The organism is Chryseobacterium sp. KMC2 (assembly GCF_016756935.1).
In the GTDB taxonomy this organism is placed as follows: Bacteria; Bacteroidota; Bacteroidia; order Flavobacteriales; family Weeksellaceae; genus Chryseobacterium; species Chryseobacterium rhizosphaerae.
Genome location: NZ_JAESIT010000008.1, coordinates 117421 through 140012 on the forward strand (window position 1 = coordinate 117421; position 22592 = coordinate 140012).

Below are 22592 nucleotides of genomic sequence, written 5' to 3' on the forward strand. Positions count from 1 at the left end.
GAACCATGGAAAAAATAAATAGTACCACAGAAGATTATCTCTATGCATTAGGACAAAATAATTTAGTGTATAATGATGACTTCCGCTATTTCAGCAATCAGATATCCAGAAATGGGGCCATCATTTATGGTATTCCTGATGGATGGCTATATAACGATAGCGGAGCCAACGGAAAAATTTCTTTTGATTCAAATGCTAATCAGCTGGTTATTCTAAAAAGTCAGACTTCTGATGAAATGACTTTCAGACAGGCCCTTCATGAATTTCCAAGATGGAAACAGATGTTGCCCGGGGAAACCGTTTCTGCTCAGGTTGTTTTAAATTTAAAAGTGAGCGGAGATGTAACGGTACAATTATCAGATGGTATAGATTCCAGTTCGGTTACCGTATCTCAAACGGGAGATCATGAATTAAATCTGTTGCATATCATCAATCCCTTAGCAACGAAGCTCATGCTCACTGTTTTATCAAAAGTTCCAAACGCCGAAATAAGAATTTCACGTTGCTGTACAAACTTAGGCTTGATCAGTCTTAAAAACCTTCCCTGTATTATTCAGGGAGTGATAGGGGAACGCAGACAGTATATCGCTACGGAATTTGCCCCTGAAGGAGAATTTTCATTATGTAATCCTCCTGTTGAACTGGATGCCAATTACACAAGATTAAATTCAATACTTAATTATCGGTTTGGAAAAGGACCCAACGGATTTTCTATGTTATTGGATATGCGCGGATATTTCAGCCGGGCATGGAATAATCAGGCTACGGTAGACATGAATGCTACCGAAAGAAAAGCTCCTGGAACAGGAACCATTACAGGAGATCATGTCAGTACTTTTGAAAATGATATTTTTAAAAAGCATGATCATGGACTAAAGTTTTCCACAACAGCAATGATTCCCCCCGGAAATGGGCCGACTCCTATGAGTATTATTGATACAAAAAGTACCTCAAAAACAGATATTGAAGCAGATGGCCTGGAAACAAGACCTAAAAATATAGCAGAATTATATACCATCAAATGGGCTTAGCTCTATCCAACCTTCAATATACTTTACTCCAATATTTTTTAACTCCAAAAACAATGTATTATGACAGTTTCAGCATGGCTTAAAAAAGCCAATAAACTTTTAGACACTTGCAACTACGAGATCAGTATTAAAAATGGCAGCAAACCGATTACAATGTCTGAAGCTACCACTTTGAATGAATTGCAGAATGAAATAGGTTCTCACCATGGGATCAAACAGGTAAAATATAAAGAGGCTGCGGAAAGCCTTGAAGAAATGATTGTCATGGTGAAAGCGGGGCAGAAAACACCACCGCTCACTCCGGGATAGACATTTTTAAACTTTCTAAGGTTTAGAAGTTTCAGAGGTAAACACAGAAATCTATGTTTTTAAACTATTTATTAAGACAATAAATTAAGTTTTGAATCTGGATTAAAAACTGTCCGAAAGGGGCAGTTTTTTTATTTCTGGACTATTTCATTTCTTTTTCCGTATTTTTGCCCTCGAAAATTCATTATTCATTATTAATTATTACTTAAAAAAATGCTTTCGGTTCAAGGTTTAGGATTACATCACTCGGGAAATTATTTATTTCAAAATGTAAATTTCACGATTAAAAAAGACGATAAAATTGGTTTAGTCGGTAAAAATGGAGCGGGGAAATCCACTTTATTGAAAATGCTTTCAGGAGAAATTAACTTCTTCGAAGGTGATGTTGTAGCTGAAGGAAGCGCAACAATCGGGTTCTTGAAACAGGATCTTGATTTTGTAAAAGGAAGAACCGTTTGGAACGAAACCATGCAGGCTTTTGAGCAAATCAATGCCTGGAAAAATGAGCTTGAAGAGGTAAACCATCAGATGGCGACGAGAACCGACTACGAAAGCGATTCTTACACGGATCTGATTAATAAAATGACTGAGCTGAATGACCTTTTAATGAACCATGATGCCTACAATCTTGAAGGGGATATGGAAAAGGTACTGTTTGGTTTAGGTTTTAAAGCGGATGATTTCCAAAAGATCACCGATGAATTTTCAGGAGGATGGAGAATGAGAATCGAACTGGCAAAGCTTCTTCTTCAAAAGAATGATATTATGCTTCTCGATGAGCCTACTAACCACCTGGATATGGAATCCATCATCTGGCTGGAAAACTTTCTGAAAGACTATCCGGGAGCAATCGTTCTGGTAAGTCACGATAAGCAGTTTATGACGGCAGTTTGTAACCGAACTTTTGATATCAACAATAGAAAAGTAGATGATTACAAAGCCAATTATACAAAATATCTGATCATGCGTGAAGACCGCCGTGAGAAACTGATTCAGGCTAAAAAGAATCAGGATGCGGAAATCAAGCAGATGGAAGACAATATTAATAAGTTCAGAGCCAGTGCTACTAAAGCATCTTTTGCTCAGTCTCTTATTAAAAAATTAGATAAAATTGAACGTATCGAGGTTGATAATGAAGACGTTTCAAAATTCAATATCCGTTTCGTACAGTCTATGGTTCCCGGAAAAGTTATTTTTGAAGCTGATCATTTAGGGAAGGCTTACGGGAAAAAACAAATTTTTGATGATGTAGATTTCATCGTTCAGAGAGGAGATAGGATTGCACTTTTAGGACAGAACGGACAAGGAAAGACTACTTTAGCTAAAATTCTGGCCGGGGATATTAAAGATTATTCAGGTTCCTGGAATCTTGGACACAACGTAAACATCGGTTATTTTGCCCAAAATCAGGAAGAAGTTTTAACACCTAATAAAACAGTTTTGGAAGAAGCAGAAGATGCTGCTACCGAAGAAACAAGACCTAGAGTAAGAGATTTATTAGGATCTTTCTTATTTCAGGGAGAGGCTGTTTCTAAAAAAACAAAAGTACTTTCCGGAGGTGAGAGAAACCGTCTGGCACTTTGTAAACTATTACTTCGTCCTTTCAATACGTTGATTATGGATGAGCCTACCAACCACCTGGATATCCAGTCTAAAGAGATTATTAAGCTGGCTTTGCAGAACTTTGAAGGAACATTGATTGTCATTTCTCACGATAGAGAATTCCTTCAGGGGCTTTGTGATAAAATCTACGAATTCCGTGATGGAAAAATGAAAGAATTCCTAGGTGATATCAATGAATATCTGGAATACAGACAAAAAGAAACGATCAGAGAGATTTCTGCAGAAAAAGCTAAACTTCACAATGAAGAGCCAAAAGCAGAGGTGAAAAAAGCGGAAGCAAAACCTGTAGCTGCCAATCAGTCAACGATTGTAAGTAAAGAACAGAAAAATATACAGAATAAAATTAAAAAAGTAGAAGAGAAAATTTCCGAACTTGAAATTAAAGTGGAAGAAATGGAAGCTTCTTTTGCCAAAGAAAACCCTTCTGATGAAACGTTGGAGAAATACAATAAAACTAAAGAAGAATTAGATTCTGCATTGCAGGAATGGGAATACCTGGGAACTCAGGTTAACTAAACTAAAATATAAAAGCTTCATAAATTAAAATTATGAAGCTTTTTTTTGTAACATACCCCCATTCATTTCTACATATTACCAGTAAGCATAAAAGTAATTTAATAAAAGGGTAGCTCCAGAATTAAATTATTTTCATAATTTTGAAGAATGATTTTAAAAGAAAGCAGAAATCTGAAGAGTTTTATCTCCAAGCTATTGTTTGGAGTATATTTCCTCGCCCTGCTTTCTCAAAGCTTTCACCATCATGATTCTATGGACTACTTTAAAGGATTTAATCTTAAAAAGACCGAGAATACGATTACAAAAGCTATTACTAAAGAGAAAGCTGGCGACTGTCTGGCCTGCCACTTTTTGGTTACCGGACATACCTTAGCTCCTGAAGAATTCAGTTTTACTTTTGAGCACTATACGCATCAGGTAAAACAGATCATCGCCATTCAGGAGAAAATCTGGTCACAGACCAAATTTACCTTTCAGCTTCGGGGCCCTCCCACAATTTCATAATCAATACATTCATATTGGGTTTAAAGTTTCGTGCTTTAAAGTTCAATGGTTAATGCCCAAAAGTTTGAGGGGGTATACAGCAGTGGCTCATCTGATAGTTGTATTATTTTCACAATATCAGTCTCCGGCTTCTCATGACTAACATCCAACTTCTTTCATCATTAATACATTGCACTTTTACTTTTTACACTGTACATTATACATTGTACATTGTACAAATTAAGATAAACCCATTCAACAAATTTTAACGAAAAATGTACCTGTTAAAAGGGTACGCAATCAATCTATTATAATGAAATTGATATATTGCCTGTTGCTGATCTTTTGTGGATCAGTATTTACTAGTGCACAGAAAATGTACACTGTACAAGGAACCGTTCAGGATTTTCATGATAAAACAATGCTGGAAAATGCAGTGGTAAAAATCGGAGGTTCTACAGTAAAAACAGATAAGAAAGGGAAATTTTCTTTTGATAAAATTCCTGCCGGAGAATATTCTCTTACGGCACAGCATCCTGATTGTCATGATTATACTGAAAATATAAAAGTTGATCAGGATATTCACGTGGTTATCACCCTGGAACATCATATTAAAGATATTGAAACCGTTACCATACACGGTAATCATAAGTCCAACGGATCTTTAATTGTGAAGACTATTGATAAAAAAGAAATAGAAAGAAATGCCACAGATAACCTGGGAAATCTACTTTCTAAAATATCGGGAGTGGCCACATTAAAGACCGGAAATAATATTGCAAAACCTATTATCCATGGTTTATACGGAAGTCGTATTTCCATTCTCAATAATGGAGTAAAGCTTGCTGAGCAGGAATGGGGTGTGGAGCATGCTCCCAATGTAGACATCAATAATTTTCAGCATATTGATGTGATCAAAGGAGCGTCTGCTTTAAAGTACGGGAGTGATGCTATAGGTGGTGTTGTCATCATGGAACCGGAGATTTTTCCTAAAAAAGATACTATAAAAGGGTCAGTCAATCTTTCGGGAATTTCCAACGGAAGAGGATTGGGACTGGATGTAGATGTTGCCAAAATATGGAAAAACGGTTGGGCGGTAAAATCAGGAGGAAGTATTAAAAAGCTGGGTGATCAGCATACACCTGATTACAATCTGATGAATACAGGAATGGATTTCTCATCCTTTAATTTTACCGTGCAGAAAAATGAATATGACAAAGGAATTTCTTTTGATTATTATCTTACCAATCAGAATATTGGAATTTACAGAGGATCTCATGTAGGAAACAATAATGATTTCTATAATGCGATGACCCTGAAAATTCCGGTGTATACAGGAGACTTTAGCTATGATATTGATAATCCACGACAGGTTATCGAGCATCATATTGCGAAAGTTTCAGCTTTCAAAAGATTTGAAAATATTGGGAAAGTTTCTGCAACGTATAGTTTTCAGTATAACCATAGACAGGAATATGATGTAAGAAGAGGTGATCTTAAAGACATCCCTTCTTTGGATCTTGCCTTGATGACTCACCAATTTAATCTTAATGATTTATTGGAAAGAGAAAAATGGTCTCTTGAAACGGGGATTGATGCAAGTTTTCAAAATAATTATTCAGATCCGGCTACCAAAGCGAGACGTCTGATTCCTAATTATGACAAATATGCGGCGGGAATATATTCTGTATTTAAATATAAAATTTCACCGGAATTGAATGCTGAAGCTGGAGTAAGATATGACTTCACCCGTTATGATGTAACGAAATGGTATGACAAAAGTGATTGGAGCAACCGATATGCTGACTCATACCGTGAATTCTATATTAAAACTGATAAAAACAGAGTGTTGACACGTCCAAAACTTAATTATCAGAATGTTTCATTTAATGCAGGCCTGGAATACCATCCGAATGCAAATTTTAATTTGAAATTTAACTATGCAAAAGTGGGAAGAACACCCAATATTGCAGAGTTGTTTTCTGATGGATTACATCATTCTGCAGCGGTAATAGAAATAGGGGATATGGGACTGAAAAATGAAGACGGACATCAGTTTAACCTTACTGCGGATGCAAAATTCAATGTACTTAAAGGATTGAATGTTTCTGTAAACCCTTACTTTTTCATAACTAAAAACTTTATTAATGAAATTCCAACGGGAGTACAGAATACAATAAGGGGAGTGTTTCCGGTGTGGTCATACCAGCAGATTGATGCAAAAATGTATGGTATAGACCTGGATATTAACTGGAAGCTTACAGATAACCTTACTTATACAGGTAAAGGAAGTTATCTGTATGGGCAGGATGATACCCACAATGAACCGTTGATTCTGATGATGCCTCCTAATTTCTCCAATGCATTACAGTTTAAAAAAGAAAACTGGAATAATTTTTATTTCAATCTTGAAAATCAGACCTTTTTAAAACAAAGCAGATTTCCTGTCCACAATGCTTCAGTTACCATTTATGAAAATGGGGTGGAAGTTAATAAAACGGTGGATCTAAGTACACCACCAGCAGGGTTTTCCCTTTGGAATATCGGAACAGGAATTAATCTTAGCAAAAATCTTTCTGCAGGGCTTATTGTAAACAACATTTTTAATGTTTCGTACAGAAATTACCTTAACCGTATGCGCTTTTTTGCAGACGAAGCAGGAAGAAACTTTATTCTGAATTTTAGATACCGTTTCTAATATTCACTCTTAAAAACAAAATTTTTAATCTTAAATCAAAAAAATGAACAATTTATTCAATACTAAAAATATCACCAGATTATTAGCCGTTTTATTCATTACTTTCTCTGTAATGTCTTGTCAGAGAGATAATGCATCAGAAGAGGACGACCTTCCGCAAGAAGATCTTACCAATATTATTTTACTGGTTAAGGATGTGGCTGCACAAACAACAACAACTTATAATTATAGTGTTGGAGCAGGTGGAGCGCAGCCGATAAGCCTGGTAGATGGGAAAACATATGAAGTAGAAGTACAGTTTAAAAATGGAGATGAAGATTCTACCCAGGAGATCAAAGATGCAAAAGACGAACACTTTTTAGTATTCAACTTTCCTAATTCTGATCTTACTCTTACCCGTACTGATGATGCGAGCTCCACAAGAGCAGACCATAATCATGTTGGTTTGAAAACAAAATGGGTGGTGACTAAAGCCATTAAGAACGCATCAGTACAAAGCCAGTTGATTTTAACGCTTTATCATGAACCTCAAACAGTTTCTGAAGCTTCTGCAGTAAGTGGAAACGGAGTGGTATACGGACAGCAAACCGGAGGTGAAACAGATGCCCAGGCTACTTATGGGATTATCAACTAAGCAGACCTTGAAAAAATACAAATTTTAAATATCATATTTCGTAAAACCACTGATCATTCAGTGGTTTTCTAATTTATAAATATTTGAAGGCTAAGAATTTATTTGAAATGAGTTATTCTCATAAAAAATTCATATTTTTGCAACCTAAAATTTTAATCAATAATGAAGGTTACCGCACAAAACCATGATGACGTAAGTTCATTGCTTACTGTAACATTGGAGAAATCTGACTACAAAGAAAAAGTAGAAAAGCAATTGATTAATTATGCTAAAAATGCGCAAGTTCCTGGATTCAGAAAAGGGAAAGTGCCTTTAAGTATGGTTAAAAAACAATATGAAGCAGGGATTGCATTTGAAGAAATCAACAAGCAAGTTTCTGATGCTTTGAACAACTATGTTAATGAAAACAAATTAAGATTAGTTGGTCAGCCAGTTCCTCAGCCAGTGAATGAATTAGACTATAATGCTGATAAGATTGAGGTTGCTTTTGAAGTAGGGTATGAGCCTGAATTCACTATAGATTTAGCTAAATATGAGGCTCCTCACTATAAAGTAGAAGCTGCTGAAAAAGAAATCAACAAGAGTATTGAAAACATGCAGAAGCGTTTTGCTGAGCAAGTTCCTCAAGATAAAATCACTAAAGATTCTTATATCGCTTTAGAGGTTTCTCAGGTTGTGGAAGAGGATGCTGAAGGAGAGCACCACCACCACCCAAAGAACGTTACAGTTACTGCTGAAAACAAAGAAGCTTTCAAATTAGTAAAAGCTTTGAAAATGGATGAGTCTGTAAAAGTTTCTAAAGAAACTCTTGCTGGTGATGAAGAATTAGCTAAAGAATTAGGATTCAGCAAAGAAGAAGTAGAGCACTTACACCACAATGAGGTAGAAGTAAAAGTAAAAGACTTCTATTCATTAAACTTAGCTGAGCTTAACGAAGACTTATTCAACAAAGTATACGGAGAAGGAACAATCAAGTCTGAGGAGGAGCTTAAAGAAAAAGTAAAAACTGAATTAGACGAGTATTTCCAACAGAATGCTGATGTTCACTTTGTGAACAAAGTATTAGAGCAGGTAACAGAAAAAGAAGAAGTAAAACTTCCTGAAACGTTCCTTGTAAAATGGTTATTATTCTCTAACCAAAACATTCAGTCTGAGCAGCAGGCTAAAGAAATCTTAGAAGCAGAGAAAAACCAATTAAGATATCAGATCATCGAAGGTAAATTGATGACTGAGAACGAAATTCAGTTAGATTATGCTGATGTATTGGCACAAGCTGAGCAGTTAGTTAAAAACCAATTGGCTATCTATGGAATCCACCACCTAGGAGATGAGGAAATCCAGAAATATGCTGTTGAGATGCTAAAAGATCAGGAGCAAGTAAGACAAATCTCTTCTGAAGTAGCTATGGCTAAATTGAAAGATGTTATTCTTGAAAAAGCAACAAAAAAGGAAACTAAAATTTCTCACGACGAATTTTTAGAAGAACTTAAAAAATAATTATACACTGCTATAATATTTTAAAACCGTCAGTTTCTGGCGGTTTTTTTATTTGGATATGCCCTTCATGTATGTCGGCCAATATTCATATATTTACCCTCTAAACTTATTATTACATATATGAAAAAGATTATCATTCCTTTTTTCTGTGCTGTGCTTTTCTCAGTTCCGGCAGCAGCTCAGAAGAAAGAAGCGGCTTCTGTTAAGACAGAGGCTACAACATCTAAACTGACTGCTAAAGAAGTAATAGATAATTATTTTAAGGCATTGGGAGGTAAAGATAAATTGGAGGCTGTAAAATCTACCATTACAGATAATACACTGAGTGTACAGGGGATGGAAATTACAATGTCTACTAAGAAATTAGGGAATAAATTTAAATCTGTTCAGTCTTTAATGGGACAGCAGATGGTTCAGCTTTTCGATGGTGAGAAAGGGTATTTTGATCAGATGGGAAAGAAAACAGATATTCCCGCAGATAAGATTGCTGATTTGAAAAAAGGAAGACCTGTAGATGCATTAGCTTTTGATGCAGCTAATTTCAAGACGGTAACCGTGGAGAATGTGGATGGTAAAAATTATAATGTACTGTCTTCAGAAAAAGGTAAATTTTACTTTGATGCAACTACCGCACTTTTGTATAAAACTGTTTCAGGAGAAGGAAATGTAACCATAAAGAGCTATATGACTGTTGATGGAGTTCAATTCCCTTCCGAAGTAGATGCTGAAGGTGGAGGTCAGAAAGTGAATATCAAGACAACAAAATTGGTAATCAATTCCGGAGTAACGGACGCTGATTTTAAATAAGAACTTTTATTGATAAGAAAGCCGGATATTGTCCGGCTTTTTTTATGAACTATAATTAAAGTTTAACTATAGTTTAGAGCTATGCTTTTCTTTAGTCTACAAATAATATATACTTTTGTACCGAAAAAGATGACATATGAAGAAAAGATTATTTTCAGTGGTAGTTTGTGGCTTGATCTCTTCAAGTATTTTCGGACAAAATATTCCTTTAGATCCTTCCGTAAAAATGGGTGTCCTTTCGAACGGAATGAAGTATTATATCAGGAAAAATGCACTTCCCGAAAAAAAAGTGGATTTTCGTTTGGCGATCAATGTGGGATCTATTCTTGAAGATGAGAATCAAAGGGGGCTGGCTCATTTTATGGAGCATATGAATTTCAATGGAACTAAAAATTTTCCGGATAATAAATTAGTAGATTTTCTACAGTCAATTGGAGTGAAGTTTGGTCAGCACCTTAATGCGTATACCGGTTTTGATGAAACCGTTTATATGCTTCCCGTTCCGCTGGATAAGCCGGGAAATCTGGATGCCGGACTGAAAGTGATAGAGGACTGGGCATTTAATGCCACCCTCTCTGATGAACAGATTAATAAAGAAAGAGGTGTCGTATTGGAAGAGCTTAGATTAGGTCTTGGTGCCGATAAAAGAATGCAGGACAAATACCTTCCAAAGCAGCTTTATAAATCTCAATATGCAGAGAGACTTCCGATGGGTAAAAAAGAAGTCCTGGAAAATTTTAAGCCTGACCTGATCCGGAAATTTCATCAGGATTGGTACAGACCAGATCTGATGGCAATTATAGTCGTAGGAGATATTGATGTAGAAGAGATGGAAAAGAAGATAAAGGATAACTTTGGTAAGTATAAAAAAGCTATAAACCCGAAAGAAAGAAAAAGTTTTGATCTTCCCAATCATAAAGAAACCCTTGTAGCCATTGAAACGGATCCTGATGCTACAAGCTCAGGAGTACAATTTATCATTAAAGATTCTGAAGCCTACAAACCGGAGGTTACTGTGGAACAGTACAATCAACGGATTGTAGAAGGTCTTGTGAATATGATGTTGAACAATAGGTTGGGAGAGCTTATTAATTCAACAAATCCTCCGTTTACATATGGTGCTGTTTATCATGGTGGAACTTATGCGAGAACAAAAGAAGCTTTCCAGGGATCAGCTGTTACAAAAGATGGCGATCAGCTGAATGCTTTGAAAGTCCTGTTGAAAGAAGTGGAAAGAGCAAAAAGATTCGGTTTTACCTCGTCTGAACTGGACAGAGCAAAAACACAGATCCTTTCTTCTTATGAATGGGCTTATAATAATCGGGATAAGAGTGAAAACGATGAATTGATTGGCGGATATGTCAATCATTTTCTGAGGCAGGAACCAATGCCGGGAATTACCTGGGAATATGATCAGATTAAAAAGTTTTTACCTGCAGTAACTCTGGTACAAACAAATGCAATCATCGGGAAACAGGTAAAAGATGACAGCAGGGTGGTGGTAATTACAGGTCCTAAGAAGGATAATATTGCAATGCCGACAGAATCCATGGTTCTGGATATGTTTGAAAAGTTGAAATTAGCAGATCTTACCCCTTATCAGGAAAAAATGAAAGCTGAGAGTTTAATAAAACCTTTTAAGTCTGAGGGGAAAATTACAAAGACGGAGACGGATACAAAACTTGGAACAACAACATGGATTTTAAATAACGGAGCAAAAGTTACTTTTAAGAAAACAGATTTCAAAGATGATGAGATTGTATTTGCCGGTTTAAGTTTAGGAGGAAGTTCAATTATTCCTGATACTGATTACAACAAAACGGAATTTGCTTTCGATGCTTTATTGGAAGCCGGATTAGGGGGGCTTTCCAAAACAGATCTTACCCATTATCTGGCAGGCAAACAGGTGAGTGTAAGTTCTTATATCAGTGGAATGACAGAAGGCGTTTCAGGAACAAGCTCTAAAAGAGACCTGAAGACGGCTATGGAGCTCATATATGCCTGCTTTACGGACTTAAATTACAACCCGGACTCCTTCAATGCTTATAAAATGAAGAAGTCCTCAATGCTTACTAATGTAGAATCAGATCCGGAATATTATTTTTCTAATGAATACGCCAAGTTTATCAATCAGAAAAATCCAAGATTTATCGGACTTGCTCCAACGGAGAAAGATTGGGCCAATACAGACTATAAAAAGGCATACGATATCTACAGGCAGAAATTTGCCAATGCAGGTAATTTCCACTTTTATTTTGTAGGAAACATAGAGGAGGCCCAGCTTAAAAGTGAAGTGCTGCATTATATTGCCAGCCTTCCTGCTACAGGAAAATCTTCTACTTTTAAAGATACCGGTTATCGACCTTTGGAAGGTGAGTTTACAAAAGTTTATAAAAAAGGAAAAGAACCTAAAAGCCTTGTGACGATTTCTTATAGCGGAGAAACGCCATACAGTGAAAAAGAAGCATTTGCATTGTCAGCACTTGGGGAGGTAGCTACGATTAAAGTCCTTGAAAAGCTCAGAGAAGATGAAAGTGGAATTTATGGAGGGGGCGCAAGCGGAGGTTTAAGTAAAGTTCCCTACAGTAGCTACAGCTTTAGTATTAATTTCCCTTGCGGACCTGAAAATGTAGATAAACTTACGAAAAGTGCTCTTGCCGAACTTCAAAAGCTGATCGATCAAGGTCCTGAGCAAAAAGACCTGGATAAATACAAAGAAGGGGAATATAATGAATATAAAACAAGCCTTAAAGATAATGGATTCTGGTTGCAGGGAATTGCCCAAAATCAAGTAGACGGAAGCGATCCATATGCTATCCTGAATTACCAGGATAAAGTAAAGCTGCTGACTGTAAAAGATCTTCAGGATGTTGCTAAGAAATACCTGTCTAAAGGCAGAAATATAGCGGTTCTGATGCCGGAAGACGGGTGGGAGAATGCAAAAAAAGCTGATTCCAACACTGGAATGACCGATAGAGCAGGTGTACAACAATAATTTATATCAGCTTATGTACAAAAAGCCGCAGAAATAATTTTCTGCGGCTTTTTTATTTCAATTCAAATCCTTACGGGTTAAGAACCGTATTCTTTTTTCCATTCGTCAGCTACTTCGCTGAGAACGTTATAAAAATCTTCACCGTACTTTCTGGTTAATGGTGTTTTCAGGAATTTATAAACAGGAACCTGAAGTTCTTTTCCAAGACTGCAGGCATCACTGCAAACATTCCATTCATGATAGTTTAAAGCAGAGAAAGTAGAGTATTCTGTAATCCTGATAGGATAGAGGTGACAGGAGATAGGTTTCTGCCAGTCTACAGCACCATCTTCATAGGCTTTTTCAATCCCACATTTGGTAATTCCTTTATCATCAAAAGTTACATAAGCACATTCACGGTCCTCCACCATTGGAGTAACATACATTCCGTCGTGTGGATCAGTAGTCCATGTTCCCTGTTCTTCAAGGGCTTTCACTCCTTCCTGAGTAAGATAAGGCTTTATTTTATCAAAAATACTGTCTAAAATCTCAAGCTCGTCTTTATCCAACGGAGCTCCTACATCTCCTTCCACACAACATGCACCCTTACACTTGCTAAGGTTGCAAACAAATTCTTCGGAAAAAATATCCTCGGAAATCAATTTATCGTCTATCTGAATCATAATTTTTTAAAATAAATCAAAAACTGTACCTGCTTTAAAGCCAAGTAAACTGATAATAATAAGCCATAAGCCGGCCTCCTGCATCCAATATTTTGGTAAAAACCTCACCATCCTGCTCAGAATAATACTTGAAGGAAATGCTAAAAGCAACAAATATTCATAGTTTGTATTCATATACAGAATGATCGTTACAAGCTGAGCAAGGGAAAAGACCAGTAAGAAAGTATATTTATATCTGCTTATCGGGCTTTTCTTATTATAATTTTTAAAATGATCATATACTGCATAGATGAGCATAAGAACAATAGGGGTCAATGGTAACAGCTCTGTATAGTCTGTTACGGGTTTCATTTTTCCAAATGGAAAATAATCTATATTCCATGAAGTAAACTGAACAAAATACATCACTGAGAAATAACTGAACACAATTAACACCATTCCCAACAGAAACCTGAAGAGGTTTAATCCTATTTTTGCAGATGTAGCCACCACGTGGATGATAACAAAAACAGCCATAGGCCAGGTAGTGGGAAGGAATATAAAATTCAATGCCACAATAGCACCCACCAATACATATGACTTTTTTCTGATGTCTTCATCCGCACTGGTCAGAAGAAGGATAAGAAAAGAATTGGTAAGCAGGGAAACTGCAATTCCAATATCTAAATTTCCCGGATAGAGCCCAAAAATAAAAACCGTATACAGAAATAAAGGCAAATGGGTCTGATAATTAAGAGCAATACTGTGAAAACAAAAATATCCCAAAGCAATTCCCAGAAAAGTAATACCTGCGACAATTGCCTCATATGTATTGAGATTCAGTATGTTAAATATTATTACTACTAAAAGAAGAAAACCAATATAAACAGGAATTGAAAAAATATTGCTTTCTTTTGAAAGTAATTTAAACATTTTTTATAAATTTGTACAAAGTTAATTTAAAAAAGGAAAATAATGACGTCTTTCTTTCTATTCTTAAGCAAAGTTTTCAAATGGTCTTTTGGGTTCTTTGAGACCTTTGGTAATGTTTTAAACTGGATTTTATTTATCGTTTGTTGTGTAATGTTTACTTATTGGTGTTATGTGCTGGTAGCTACATTGGGCGGTGATAAAGATAAAGACTATTATTCTCCTACGGAAGGTAAGAATCCTTACTACGATCCAAAAATCTATAAAAAAGAAGGTTAATTAATTGGTTATATAGTAAAAAACCGATCAAATAATTTAATTTGATCGGTTTTTTTATTACTAACGATTAAAATTTAATTTTCTTAGTCATGAATAGGAAGTACTAAAACAGGAACAGGCGAACTTTTCGTAAGCCCTTTTGTAAGGCTCCCTACAAATACATCATAAATCCCACTTCTTCCATGTGATCCCATGACGATATAATCAGCATTTTTTTCCTTTGCGTGTTCAATGATTATATCTTTAGCAAGTCCTTGTTTCAGAAGATGTTCACAATCAATATCGTGGGCAATAATTCTCTGCTCAATTTTATTAAGCTGAACAAGTTCTTCTCTGATCTCATTCGCTTCCACTTCCGGAAAATATTGAAATCCCATATCCCCGATCGCAAATCCGATATCAGATGGAGCTACATGAATCAGATAAATTCTACCATTAAGCTGTTTGGCAAATTTGATGGCACCTTCTACCAGCTGTTCTGTTTTATCCCCAAAATCTACGGGTAATACAATATTTATCATAAGCCTTTCATTTTGTTACCTAAAGATAAGAAAAATTTGCCAGAGTTGATGTTAAATAACTTATAATATTCGGATATCAAGGATTTTTTCATCCTCAAGGTAGGCTTCCAGAATATCATTTTCATCTACCTTTCCTACACCTTTTGGAGTCCCGGTAAAAATAAGATCACCTACTCTTAACGTAAAATATTGTGAAGCAAATGCTATGATGTCATCAAAACTGAAAATCATATCTTTGGTGTTTCCATCCTGTACTTTTTCTTTATTCTTAAGTAAAGAAAACGGCAAGCTGTCAAGATTATAATTCTCTTTCTTAAAGAAATTCCCTACGACAGCGGAACCATCAAATCCTTTGGCAAGTTCCCATGGAAGACCTTTTGATTTCAGTTCGCTTTGAAGGTCTCTGGCGGTAAAATCTATTCCTAAGCCGATCTCTTCATAATGCTTGTGGGCGCTCTCCTTCTGAATGTATTTTCCTCCTTTTGAAATTTTCAGGACAACTTCAAGCTCATAGTGTACATCATTTGAAAATTCGGGAATATAAAAATCATTTCCTTTTAAAACCGCTGTATCAGGTTTCATAAAAATAACAGGGTTCTCAGGGATTTCGTTCCCTAATTCTTTTGCATGTTCGCTATAGTTTCTTCCTATACAGATTATTTTCATAACTTTTATTTTTTTTGCTTGTCATGAGAACAAAGCAGTCTTTTATTTTTTAATGGGTAAATTCATTACCACAATAATAACAGTGGTATTGGTTTTTAGAAATTTTTATTGGGAACCCCAGAATCAACCAGCTGATTCCAAAAACACCACCAGGTTTTTCATCCTGATAAATATGATTGGACCCACATTTCGGGCAGACAAAATTGAATTCAGGATTTTCAATAGTATGTTCCACCTCCAGCGAATATTCTTCATTGTCTTTATAATCCTGAAGAATCTGTTTTGCCCTTTCTAAATCATTTTCAAAAACCTGAAGCTGAATACCTCCTACGGCCTGAGAAAGCAGCCAGTCCGATTGGATAAGCTGTTCATTGGCAATGAAACTGTTAATGCCGTTTTCGGCCAATATCTGTTTGTCCCTATTGGCTTCAAGGGCATTATCATGAAATTTTAAGCGAATCAGGTTGGCCATTTTTTAAAATTTTCCTGAGAGTTGAATCTTTGTAAAAACTTTCTTGGTGTACAATGGGAAATCAGCATTCTGAAGCCATCCGTAGTAACCAAGATCCTTTTGGAATACCGCTTTCACTCCCTGTCCTTTATATTTTCCAAAATTGAAAACCTCTTCCTTTTTTTCATTATATCCTATAAAACCTGCAAGATCTGCATTTTTATTATGGAAAGTAAACTCACTTAAGGGAGCTATCTCATTCGGAATATCATCATATTTCCCTATTTGTGCATCCAGTACCTCAAAAGTTGCCAATACATCAGCTTCTGCAGAGTGGGCATTTTCCAATGTTTTTCCACAGTAAAACTGGTAAGCAGCGCCTAAGTTTCTAGGTTCTTTTTTATGGAAAATAGTCTGTGCATCCACCAGCCTGAATTTGCTGAGATCAAAATCAATTTCTACTCTCAGGAGTTCTTCAGCCAATAAAGGAACGTCGAATCTGTTGGAATTAAAACCTCCCAGATCACTTCCGGTAAGCATTTCCATGATTTTTGGAGCAATTTCTCTAAAAGAAGGAGCTTCTTTTACGTCTTCGTCATAAATTCCGTGGATCTCACTGGATTCTTTAGGAATAGGCATTCCCGGATTTACACGCCATGTTTTGCTTTCTCTGGAAGCGTCAGGGTTTACTTTCAGAATACAGATTTCAACAATTTTGTCTTTTCCGATATTCGTTCCTGTTGTTTCAAGATCAAAAATACAAAGCGGTTTATGGAGTTTTAAATTCATGTTGATAGTGATAATTTGAATAAGTGATAATATGTATTGATGCTGTGCGGCCTTATTTTTTATTTCAGTTGTCTCTGGAAAACAAGGGAAACCAAAATATAATAAATGACAAGCATTGGGATTCCTACAATACGGAATATGGCCAGAATAGCAATACCTCCCACCAATAATACGATTTTTGGATAGTTATCTTGTAATTGTGTGGATTTAAATTTCATAGCCATCATCTTAATCGGGCTGATCAGAAGCCATGATGTAATAATGGTTAATAGAAGCAATAAGAGTTCATTTTCAAATAAAATACTGAAAGAACCGGTTTCTTTAAACGCATAATATAAACCAAATAACAGCACTGTGTTGGTAGGTGTATTCAACCCTTTAAAATAATACCTCTGTTCTTCATCAAGGTTAAAGATTGCCAATCGTAAGCAAGAGAAAAGCGTAACCAGCAATCCCATGTATTTGATTTCAAATGGCAAATGAAGGCCAAGGAGCTCGGTTCCAAAAGGTTCCAGTGCTTTGTACATCGTAAGCCCGGGAATCAACCCAAAACTTACCATATCGGCAAGGGAATCAAGCTGGAGACCAAGATTGGAGTTTGATTTTAAAGCTCTGGCTACAAAACCGTCAAAAAAATCGAAGATCGAAGAAAGGATAAGGCAAATTGCCGTTGTCTGATAATCTCCTAAAATAAGATGTATTGCACCTATGCAGCCTGCAAATAAATTAGCCAGGGTCAAGGCATTGGCCAGATTATTTTTTATAAAATTCATAGCTACAAAAATAATGTTTTTAAAAATTCTATCTTAAAATATTATGCACTAAAAAACACAATAAAGTGATTTTGATGTAAATTTGCCGCATGAAATTTTTAAAAGGATTGAGAAAACAGGAAGTTCTGGTATTAGTTTACAGGATTTTTTTAGCGTATGTCTTTTATCAGATTGCGAGACTTTTATTCTGGTATTTCAATAAAGGACTGATCAAAATCGACTCAGTTTCGGATTATCTAAAGCTGGCCTATCATGGGACAGCCTTTGATACTACGGCGATTCTATATGTCAATTCGTTGTTTATACTCCTTAGTCTGATTCCTTTGGTGATCAATACCAAAAAAGTCTTTCAGAAAATTCTCTTCTGGATCTATTTTATAACCAATGGGATTGCCTATTCGATGAATTTCGGTGATTTTATTTACTATAAATTTTCACAGTCCAGGCTTACGTCAGCAGCATTGCAGGTAGCGGAGCACGAGTCTAATCTTTCGAAAACATTCATGATCTCTGTTGGTGAGCATCCTTTTGTACTGATATGGTTTGTTGTTTTGATGGGATTATGGGTATTTCTATACAAAAAAGTGAAAATTGAGGAGCAGAAACCAGCAAGATTATTACCTTATTTCCTTTCCTCAGTTGTTATTTTATGTATCACAGCAGTATTGGTAGTGGGAGGAATCCGTGGTGACTTTAAACATAGTACAAGACCGATCAATATGGTGGACGCCAATCGTTTTGTAACCAACCCGCTTCAGGGAAATGTAGTGTTGAACAGTACTTTCTCCTTTTTCAGGACATTGGGTACCAATAGTTTTAAAGAAGTTCATTTTGTAGATGAAAAATATATTGATGAAAATGTACAGTCTCACAAAGTATACGACAGGAAAGTGGAAAACCGCCCCAATATTGTTATTTTTATTGTAGAATCTTTCGGACGTGAGTATTCCGGGGCTTTTAATAAAGATAAAAATATCAAAGACTATATTTCCTACACACCGTTTATGGATAGCCTGGCAACACAGAGTCTTATTTTTCCAAATACGTTTGCGAACGGAAGACAGTCTATCCATGGGATGAGCAGCGTGTTGGCAGGTATTCCGAGTCTTACGGATGCTTTTACCGGATCACCCTATTCTAATCAGAAAATTCAGTCTATTGTTTCGGTATGTAATGACTTAGGTTATGATACTTCTTTTTATCACGGTGCACCCAATGGTTCGATGGGATTCCTCGGATTTGGGAACATCTTAGGTTTCAAACACTACTTTGGGAAAACAGAATATAACCATGATGAAGATTTTGACGGCATGTGGGCTATATGGGACGAACCCTTCCTTCAGTATTTTGCTAAAAATGTAGGAAAAACACAGCCTTTTATGACTACTGTATTTACGGCTTCATCTCACCACCCTTTTAAAATTCCGGAAAAATATCAGGGAAAATTTAAAAAAGGGAAAATAGAAATGCATGAGCCTATTCAATATACAGATTATGCCATTAAAAAGTATTTTGAAACAGCTAAAAAACAGCCTTGGTTCAATAATACAATTTTTGTTTTTACAGGAGATCATACCAATCAGGTATACTATCCGGAATATGAAAAAGCAATGAACCGTTTTGCTGTTCCACTGATTTTTTACTCTCCAAATCCTGAATACCAGCTTAAGGGAGAGAATCCTGAGACAGCTCAACAAATAGATATTTATCCTACTTTAGCAGACCTTATCGGTTACAACAAGCCTTTAAGAAGCTGGGGGAGAAGCTTAGTGAGCGATAAAAAATATCCTTCTATTGTCGTTAATTCCGACGGAACTTCGGAGCAGTTCATTATTGGGAACTATATGTACCGTTTTGATGGTAAAGAAATTATAGGGGTATACGATAAAAGTGATTTAGGACTTGAAAATAATTTGATCAGTAAACTTAAAACTCCTGAAGTAGAAAAAGGAAAACAAACGGCAAAAGCCTGGTATCAGGATTATATGAATAGAGTGATCAACAGAAAACTGAATTAGCCCAAAAGACAATAGGTAGGCTGCGGATAAAAAATAAAGAATGTTTCTTACCTTTTATGCTTTGTATAACAAAAGTTTTTGTTTGTTGAAAATTAATTTATATTTTTATCAATACGTAGGAAAGACTACTGTATCAGAATTAAAACTATAAGAAATATGAAAAAACTGTTATTAACATTCGCGCTTTCACTATTCAGTGTGCTTTCATTTGCACAGATAGAAGGCAAATGGAAAACGATAGATGATGAAACTAAGCAAGCTAAATCTATTGTCGAGATATTTAAAAAATCAGATGGAAAATATTATGGGAAGGTTTCTCAGTTGCTTATAAAACCAGCTGATCCGAACTGTACAGCTTGTAAAGATGACAGAAAAGGTAAACCGATTCAGGGATTAGAGATCATCAGAGGATTGAAAAAAGATGGTGATGAATTTACAGGAGGAAGTATTACCGATCCTAAAACAGGAAAAACTTACAAATGTACCATTACAAAAAGTGGAGATAAATTAAATGTAAGAGGTTACTTAGGATTATCTTTATTAGGAAGAACCCAGGTTTGGGAGAAAGCTAATTAATTTAAGTTTAAATAGAATTTTAAGACGGCATTTCAGAAATGAGATGTCGTTTTTTTTGTGAAAAAACTGTAACGAAAATAAAATTCCTCCACTTATAGCATATGAGCACAGAACAGGAAAGATTATTTATGGGATTTTTTAAACCTAATCAAAAACTTATCCACAAAATATGTAAAATATATACAGATAATGCTGAAGATCATGAAGACCTTTTTCAGGAAATCACCATACAGCTTTGGAAATCATTTCCTGGATTCAAAGGGGAGGCTAAATTTTCTACCTGGATGTACCGTGTAGCGCTTAATACGGCCATTACTTTATTTAGGAAGCCTCAGAAAAAACAAGGCCAGCCCGTGGAACTGGATATTGGATCCCTGAAAATAGAGCATGAGGAATATGTAGATGATGAGCATCAGTTAAAAAGAATGTATAAAGCCATCTATGAACTGTCTGATGTAGAAAAAGCACTCATCATGATGTATCTTGAAGATAAGCCTTATAAAGAAATTGGGGAAATCCTGGGGATTACTGAAGGCAATGCAAGGGTAAAGATGAACAGAGCAAAAAATAATTTGAAAACGAAAATAAGCACAACATAATATGGAAGAACTTGAATTGTTAAAAAAAGACTGGAATAAAGAATCTGAAGAATTTAAAGAATATTCCGAAAACGAAATTGATGGAATGATGAAACATAAATCTGTTTCCATGACCAAAAAATTATTAATCATCGGACTTATTGAAATTGTATTATGGACTTTTTACGGTTATATGAATGGTCAGTTTCCCTACATCAGGATGGTTCTGTTTTTTGCCTTTATGACGGGGATTATATTTCTGTTTCGTAAGATGACAGCAGGGCAGAATAGCATTACATTAATGAAAGCTATTTTAAATTTACGAAAACTTGTATTAAGCTATGCCTGTATTTCACTGCTTTTGGCAATCGCAGACAGTGTTATTCATTTTGAACACAATACAAAGGAGGTTATGGCTGGATTTAAAGATGGTTGGGGCAGAAGCTCATCTGTTGAAAACCTTTCTACTGATCCTGGAATAATGGTGCCCGGATGGGGAAATTACCTTGTCTTTGGAATTTGCCTGCTGATTGTTTTCTATCTTTTGTATGCAATATATAACAGAACCTATGGGAAAATTCTGAAAAACCTTAGAAAAAACTATAAAGAACTGAGCTTGCAGGAGGAAAAAGCAATTTAAATAAAATTAATATTAAGGGATCTCATTGAATGAGATGCCTTTTTTATTATGTGTATAATAAAAAAACACTATTTTTGTAGTCTAAATTTTTCAAGAAAATATGGCAGAATATACTTTTCGTGAGGTAATTGCACAGGCAATGAGCGAGGAAATGCGTAAAGACGAATCCATTTACCTGATGGGGGAGGAAGTGGCAGAATATAATGGTGCATATAAAGCTTCAAAAGGAATGCTGGATGAATTTGGTCCTAAAAGAGTAATTGATACTCCGATTGCAGAGCTTGGATTTACAGGAATTTCTGTAGGAGCTGCAATGAATGGAAACAGACCAATCGTAGAATTTATGACATTCAATTTCTCATTAGTAGGAATTGATCAGATTATCAATAATGCAGCAAAAATACGTCAGATGAGTGGTGGACAGTGGAACTGTCCTATCGTTTTCCGTGGTCCTACAGCTTCAGCAGGACAGCTAGGAGCTACTCACTCTCAGGCATTCGAAGGTTGGTTTGCCAACTGTCCGGGGCTTAAAGTAGTGGTGCCTTCTAACCCTTATGATGCAAAAGGATTATTAAAAACAGCTATTCAGGATAACGATCCGGTTATCTTCATGGAATCTGAGCAGATGTATGGTGATAAAATGGAAATTCCGGAAGAGGAGTACTATTTACCAATAGGAAAGGCAGATATCAAAAGAGAAGGTACAGATGTTACGTTGGTTTCTTTCGGTAAAATCATGAAGCTGGCTATTCAGGCTGCTGAAGATATGGCTAAAGAAGGAATTTCTGTAGAAGTTATTGACCTTAGAACAGTTCGTCCTCTTGATTTTGATACGGTTTTAGAATCTGTAAAGAAAACAAATAGATTAGTTATTTTAGAAGAGGCTTGGCCATTTGGTTCAATATCTTCAGAAATTACATACATGGTACAGCAAAAAGCATTCGATTATTTAGATGCTCCAATCAAGAGAATTACTACTCCTGATGCACCTGCACCTTATTCTGCAGCACTATTTGCAGAGTGGTTCCCTAAGCTTGAAAAAGTGAAAGAGGAAATTAAAAAAGCGATGTACGTTAAATAGATAATAGAAAAAAACTTCCGAAAGGAAGTTTTTTCATTTATTATATTCATGGATAA

At 35.8% G+C, this 22592-nt stretch carries 22 protein-coding genes; 15 read left to right on the plus strand and 7 right to left on the minus strand.

Annotation, left to right across the window (positions count from 1 at the left end; genetic code table 11):
* The first annotated feature begins 5 nt into the window (after positions 1-5).
* The 9 genes from JML65_RS11325 to JML65_RS11365 all read left to right on the plus strand — a co-directional run bounded on the left by JML65_RS11325 (position 6) and on the right by JML65_RS11365 (position 12593).
* Positions 6-1031 (plus strand): hypothetical protein, encoded by a 1026-nt coding sequence (locus JML65_RS11325; protein WP_047488033.1) that lies wholly within the window; start codon positions 6-8, stop codon positions 1029-1031.
* Between the two features lie 60 nt (positions 1032-1091).
* Positions 1092-1340, plus strand: coding sequence for a hypothetical protein (locus JML65_RS11330; RefSeq protein WP_047488035.1), 249 nt, complete (start codon positions 1092-1094; stop codon positions 1338-1340).
* A gap of 213 nt (positions 1341-1553) precedes the next feature.
* Positions 1554-3479: an ABC-F family ATP-binding cassette domain-containing protein gene (locus JML65_RS11335; RefSeq protein ID WP_047488038.1), complete on the plus strand. Its 1926-nt coding sequence runs from the start codon at positions 1554-1556 to the stop codon at positions 3477-3479.
* 147 nt (positions 3480-3626) lie between these two features.
* A complete protein-coding gene (locus tag JML65_RS11340; protein ID WP_047488041.1) occupies positions 3627-3983 on the plus strand; it encodes a hypothetical protein in 357 nt (118 codons plus the stop codon).
* A 355-nt stretch (positions 3984-4338) separates the two neighbouring features.
* A complete protein-coding gene (locus tag JML65_RS11345; RefSeq protein WP_237390855.1) occupies positions 4339-6660 on the plus strand; it encodes a TonB-dependent receptor in 2322 nt (773 codons plus the stop codon).
* A gap of 43 nt (positions 6661-6703) precedes the next feature.
* Positions 6704-7294: a hypothetical protein gene (locus JML65_RS11350; RefSeq protein ID WP_115917709.1), complete on the plus strand. Its 591-nt coding sequence runs from the start codon at positions 6704-6706 to the stop codon at positions 7292-7294.
* A 162-nt stretch (positions 7295-7456) separates the two neighbouring features.
* On the plus strand, positions 7457-8791 hold the full coding sequence (locus tag JML65_RS11355) for a trigger factor (RefSeq protein WP_047488050.1): 1335 nt from the start codon (positions 7457-7459) through the stop codon (positions 8789-8791).
* 120 nt (positions 8792-8911) lie between these two features.
* The gene (locus JML65_RS11360; RefSeq protein ID WP_047488052.1) at positions 8912-9598 is read left to right on the plus strand and encodes a hypothetical protein; all 687 of its coding nucleotides are present in this window, start codon (positions 8912-8914) and stop codon (positions 9596-9598) included.
* A gap of 136 nt (positions 9599-9734) precedes the next feature.
* Positions 9735-12593: a M16 family metallopeptidase gene (locus tag JML65_RS11365; RefSeq protein ID WP_202270940.1), complete on the plus strand. Its 2859-nt coding sequence runs from the start codon at positions 9735-9737 to the stop codon at positions 12591-12593.
* Positions 12594-12670: 77 nt separating this feature from the next.
* Here JML65_RS11365 and JML65_RS11370 read toward each other — a convergent pair whose 3' ends face one another.
* Positions 12671-13255: a DUF3109 family protein gene (locus JML65_RS11370; RefSeq protein ID WP_047488059.1), complete on the minus strand. Its 585-nt coding sequence runs from the start codon at positions 13253-13255 to the stop codon at positions 12671-12673.
* A gap of 6 nt (positions 13256-13261) precedes the next feature.
* Entirely contained in the window at positions 13262-14167 is a 906-nt protein-coding gene (locus tag JML65_RS11375) for a DUF6427 family protein (RefSeq protein ID WP_047488062.1), read from the minus strand.
* A gap of 42 nt (positions 14168-14209) precedes the next feature.
* On the opposite strand from JML65_RS11375, the gene JML65_RS11380 reads away from it, so the two are divergent.
* Entirely contained in the window at positions 14210-14443 is a 234-nt protein-coding gene (locus JML65_RS11380; RefSeq protein WP_047488066.1) for a DUF6341 family protein, read from the plus strand.
* Between the two features lie 83 nt (positions 14444-14526).
* Here the strand turns inward: JML65_RS11380 and JML65_RS11385 are convergent, their stop codons facing one another.
* From JML65_RS11385 to JML65_RS11405, 5 genes are read right to left on the minus strand one after another with little or no spacing between them, the layout of a single operon-like run.
* Entirely contained in the window at positions 14527-14964 is a 438-nt protein-coding gene (locus JML65_RS11385) for a universal stress protein (RefSeq protein WP_047488068.1), read from the minus strand.
* A 60-nt stretch (positions 14965-15024) separates the two neighbouring features.
* On the minus strand, positions 15025-15630 hold the full coding sequence (locus JML65_RS11390) for a fumarylacetoacetate hydrolase family protein (protein WP_202270941.1): 606 nt from the start codon (positions 15628-15630) through the stop codon (positions 15025-15027).
* A 49-nt stretch (positions 15631-15679) separates the two neighbouring features.
* Positions 15680-16102 carry a DUF2007 domain-containing protein gene (locus tag JML65_RS11395; protein WP_047488074.1) on the minus strand — a complete coding sequence of 141 codons (423 nt, stop codon included), beginning with the start codon at positions 16100-16102 and terminating at the stop codon, positions 15680-15682.
* A gap of 3 nt (positions 16103-16105) precedes the next feature.
* Positions 16106-16870 carry a 3'-5' exonuclease gene (locus tag JML65_RS11400; RefSeq protein WP_047488077.1) on the minus strand — a complete coding sequence of 255 codons (765 nt, stop codon included), beginning with the start codon at positions 16868-16870 and terminating at the stop codon, positions 16106-16108.
* Positions 16871-16929: 59 nt separating this feature from the next.
* The gene (locus JML65_RS11405) at positions 16930-17643 is read right to left on the minus strand and encodes a CDP-alcohol phosphatidyltransferase family protein (protein WP_047488079.1); all 714 of its coding nucleotides are present in this window, start codon (positions 17641-17643) and stop codon (positions 16930-16932) included.
* 89 nt (positions 17644-17732) lie between these two features.
* Here JML65_RS11405 and JML65_RS11410 point away from each other — a divergent pair, with 89 nt between their 5' ends.
* The 5 genes from JML65_RS11410 to JML65_RS11430 all read left to right on the plus strand — a co-directional run bounded on the left by JML65_RS11410 (position 17733) and on the right by JML65_RS11430 (position 22536).
* Complete coding sequence (locus JML65_RS11410) at positions 17733-19661, plus strand: LTA synthase family protein (RefSeq protein ID WP_202270942.1); 1929 nt, start codon at positions 17733-17735, stop codon at positions 19659-19661.
* A gap of 156 nt (positions 19662-19817) precedes the next feature.
* Complete coding sequence (locus JML65_RS11415; RefSeq protein WP_047488084.1) at positions 19818-20237, plus strand: DUF2147 domain-containing protein; 420 nt, start codon at positions 19818-19820, stop codon at positions 20235-20237.
* A gap of 101 nt (positions 20238-20338) precedes the next feature.
* Complete coding sequence (locus JML65_RS11420) at positions 20339-20836, plus strand: RNA polymerase sigma factor (RefSeq protein ID WP_202270943.1); 498 nt, start codon at positions 20339-20341, stop codon at positions 20834-20836.
* A 1-nt stretch (position 20837) separates the two neighbouring features.
* Complete coding sequence (locus JML65_RS11425; RefSeq protein ID WP_202270944.1) at positions 20838-21455, plus strand: hypothetical protein; 618 nt, start codon at positions 20838-20840, stop codon at positions 21453-21455.
* Positions 21456-21555: 100 nt separating this feature from the next.
* Positions 21556-22536 carry a pyruvate dehydrogenase complex E1 component subunit beta gene (locus JML65_RS11430; RefSeq protein WP_047488092.1) on the plus strand — a complete coding sequence of 327 codons (981 nt, stop codon included), beginning with the start codon at positions 21556-21558 and terminating at the stop codon, positions 22534-22536.
* Positions 22537-22592 lie beyond the last annotated feature (56 nt).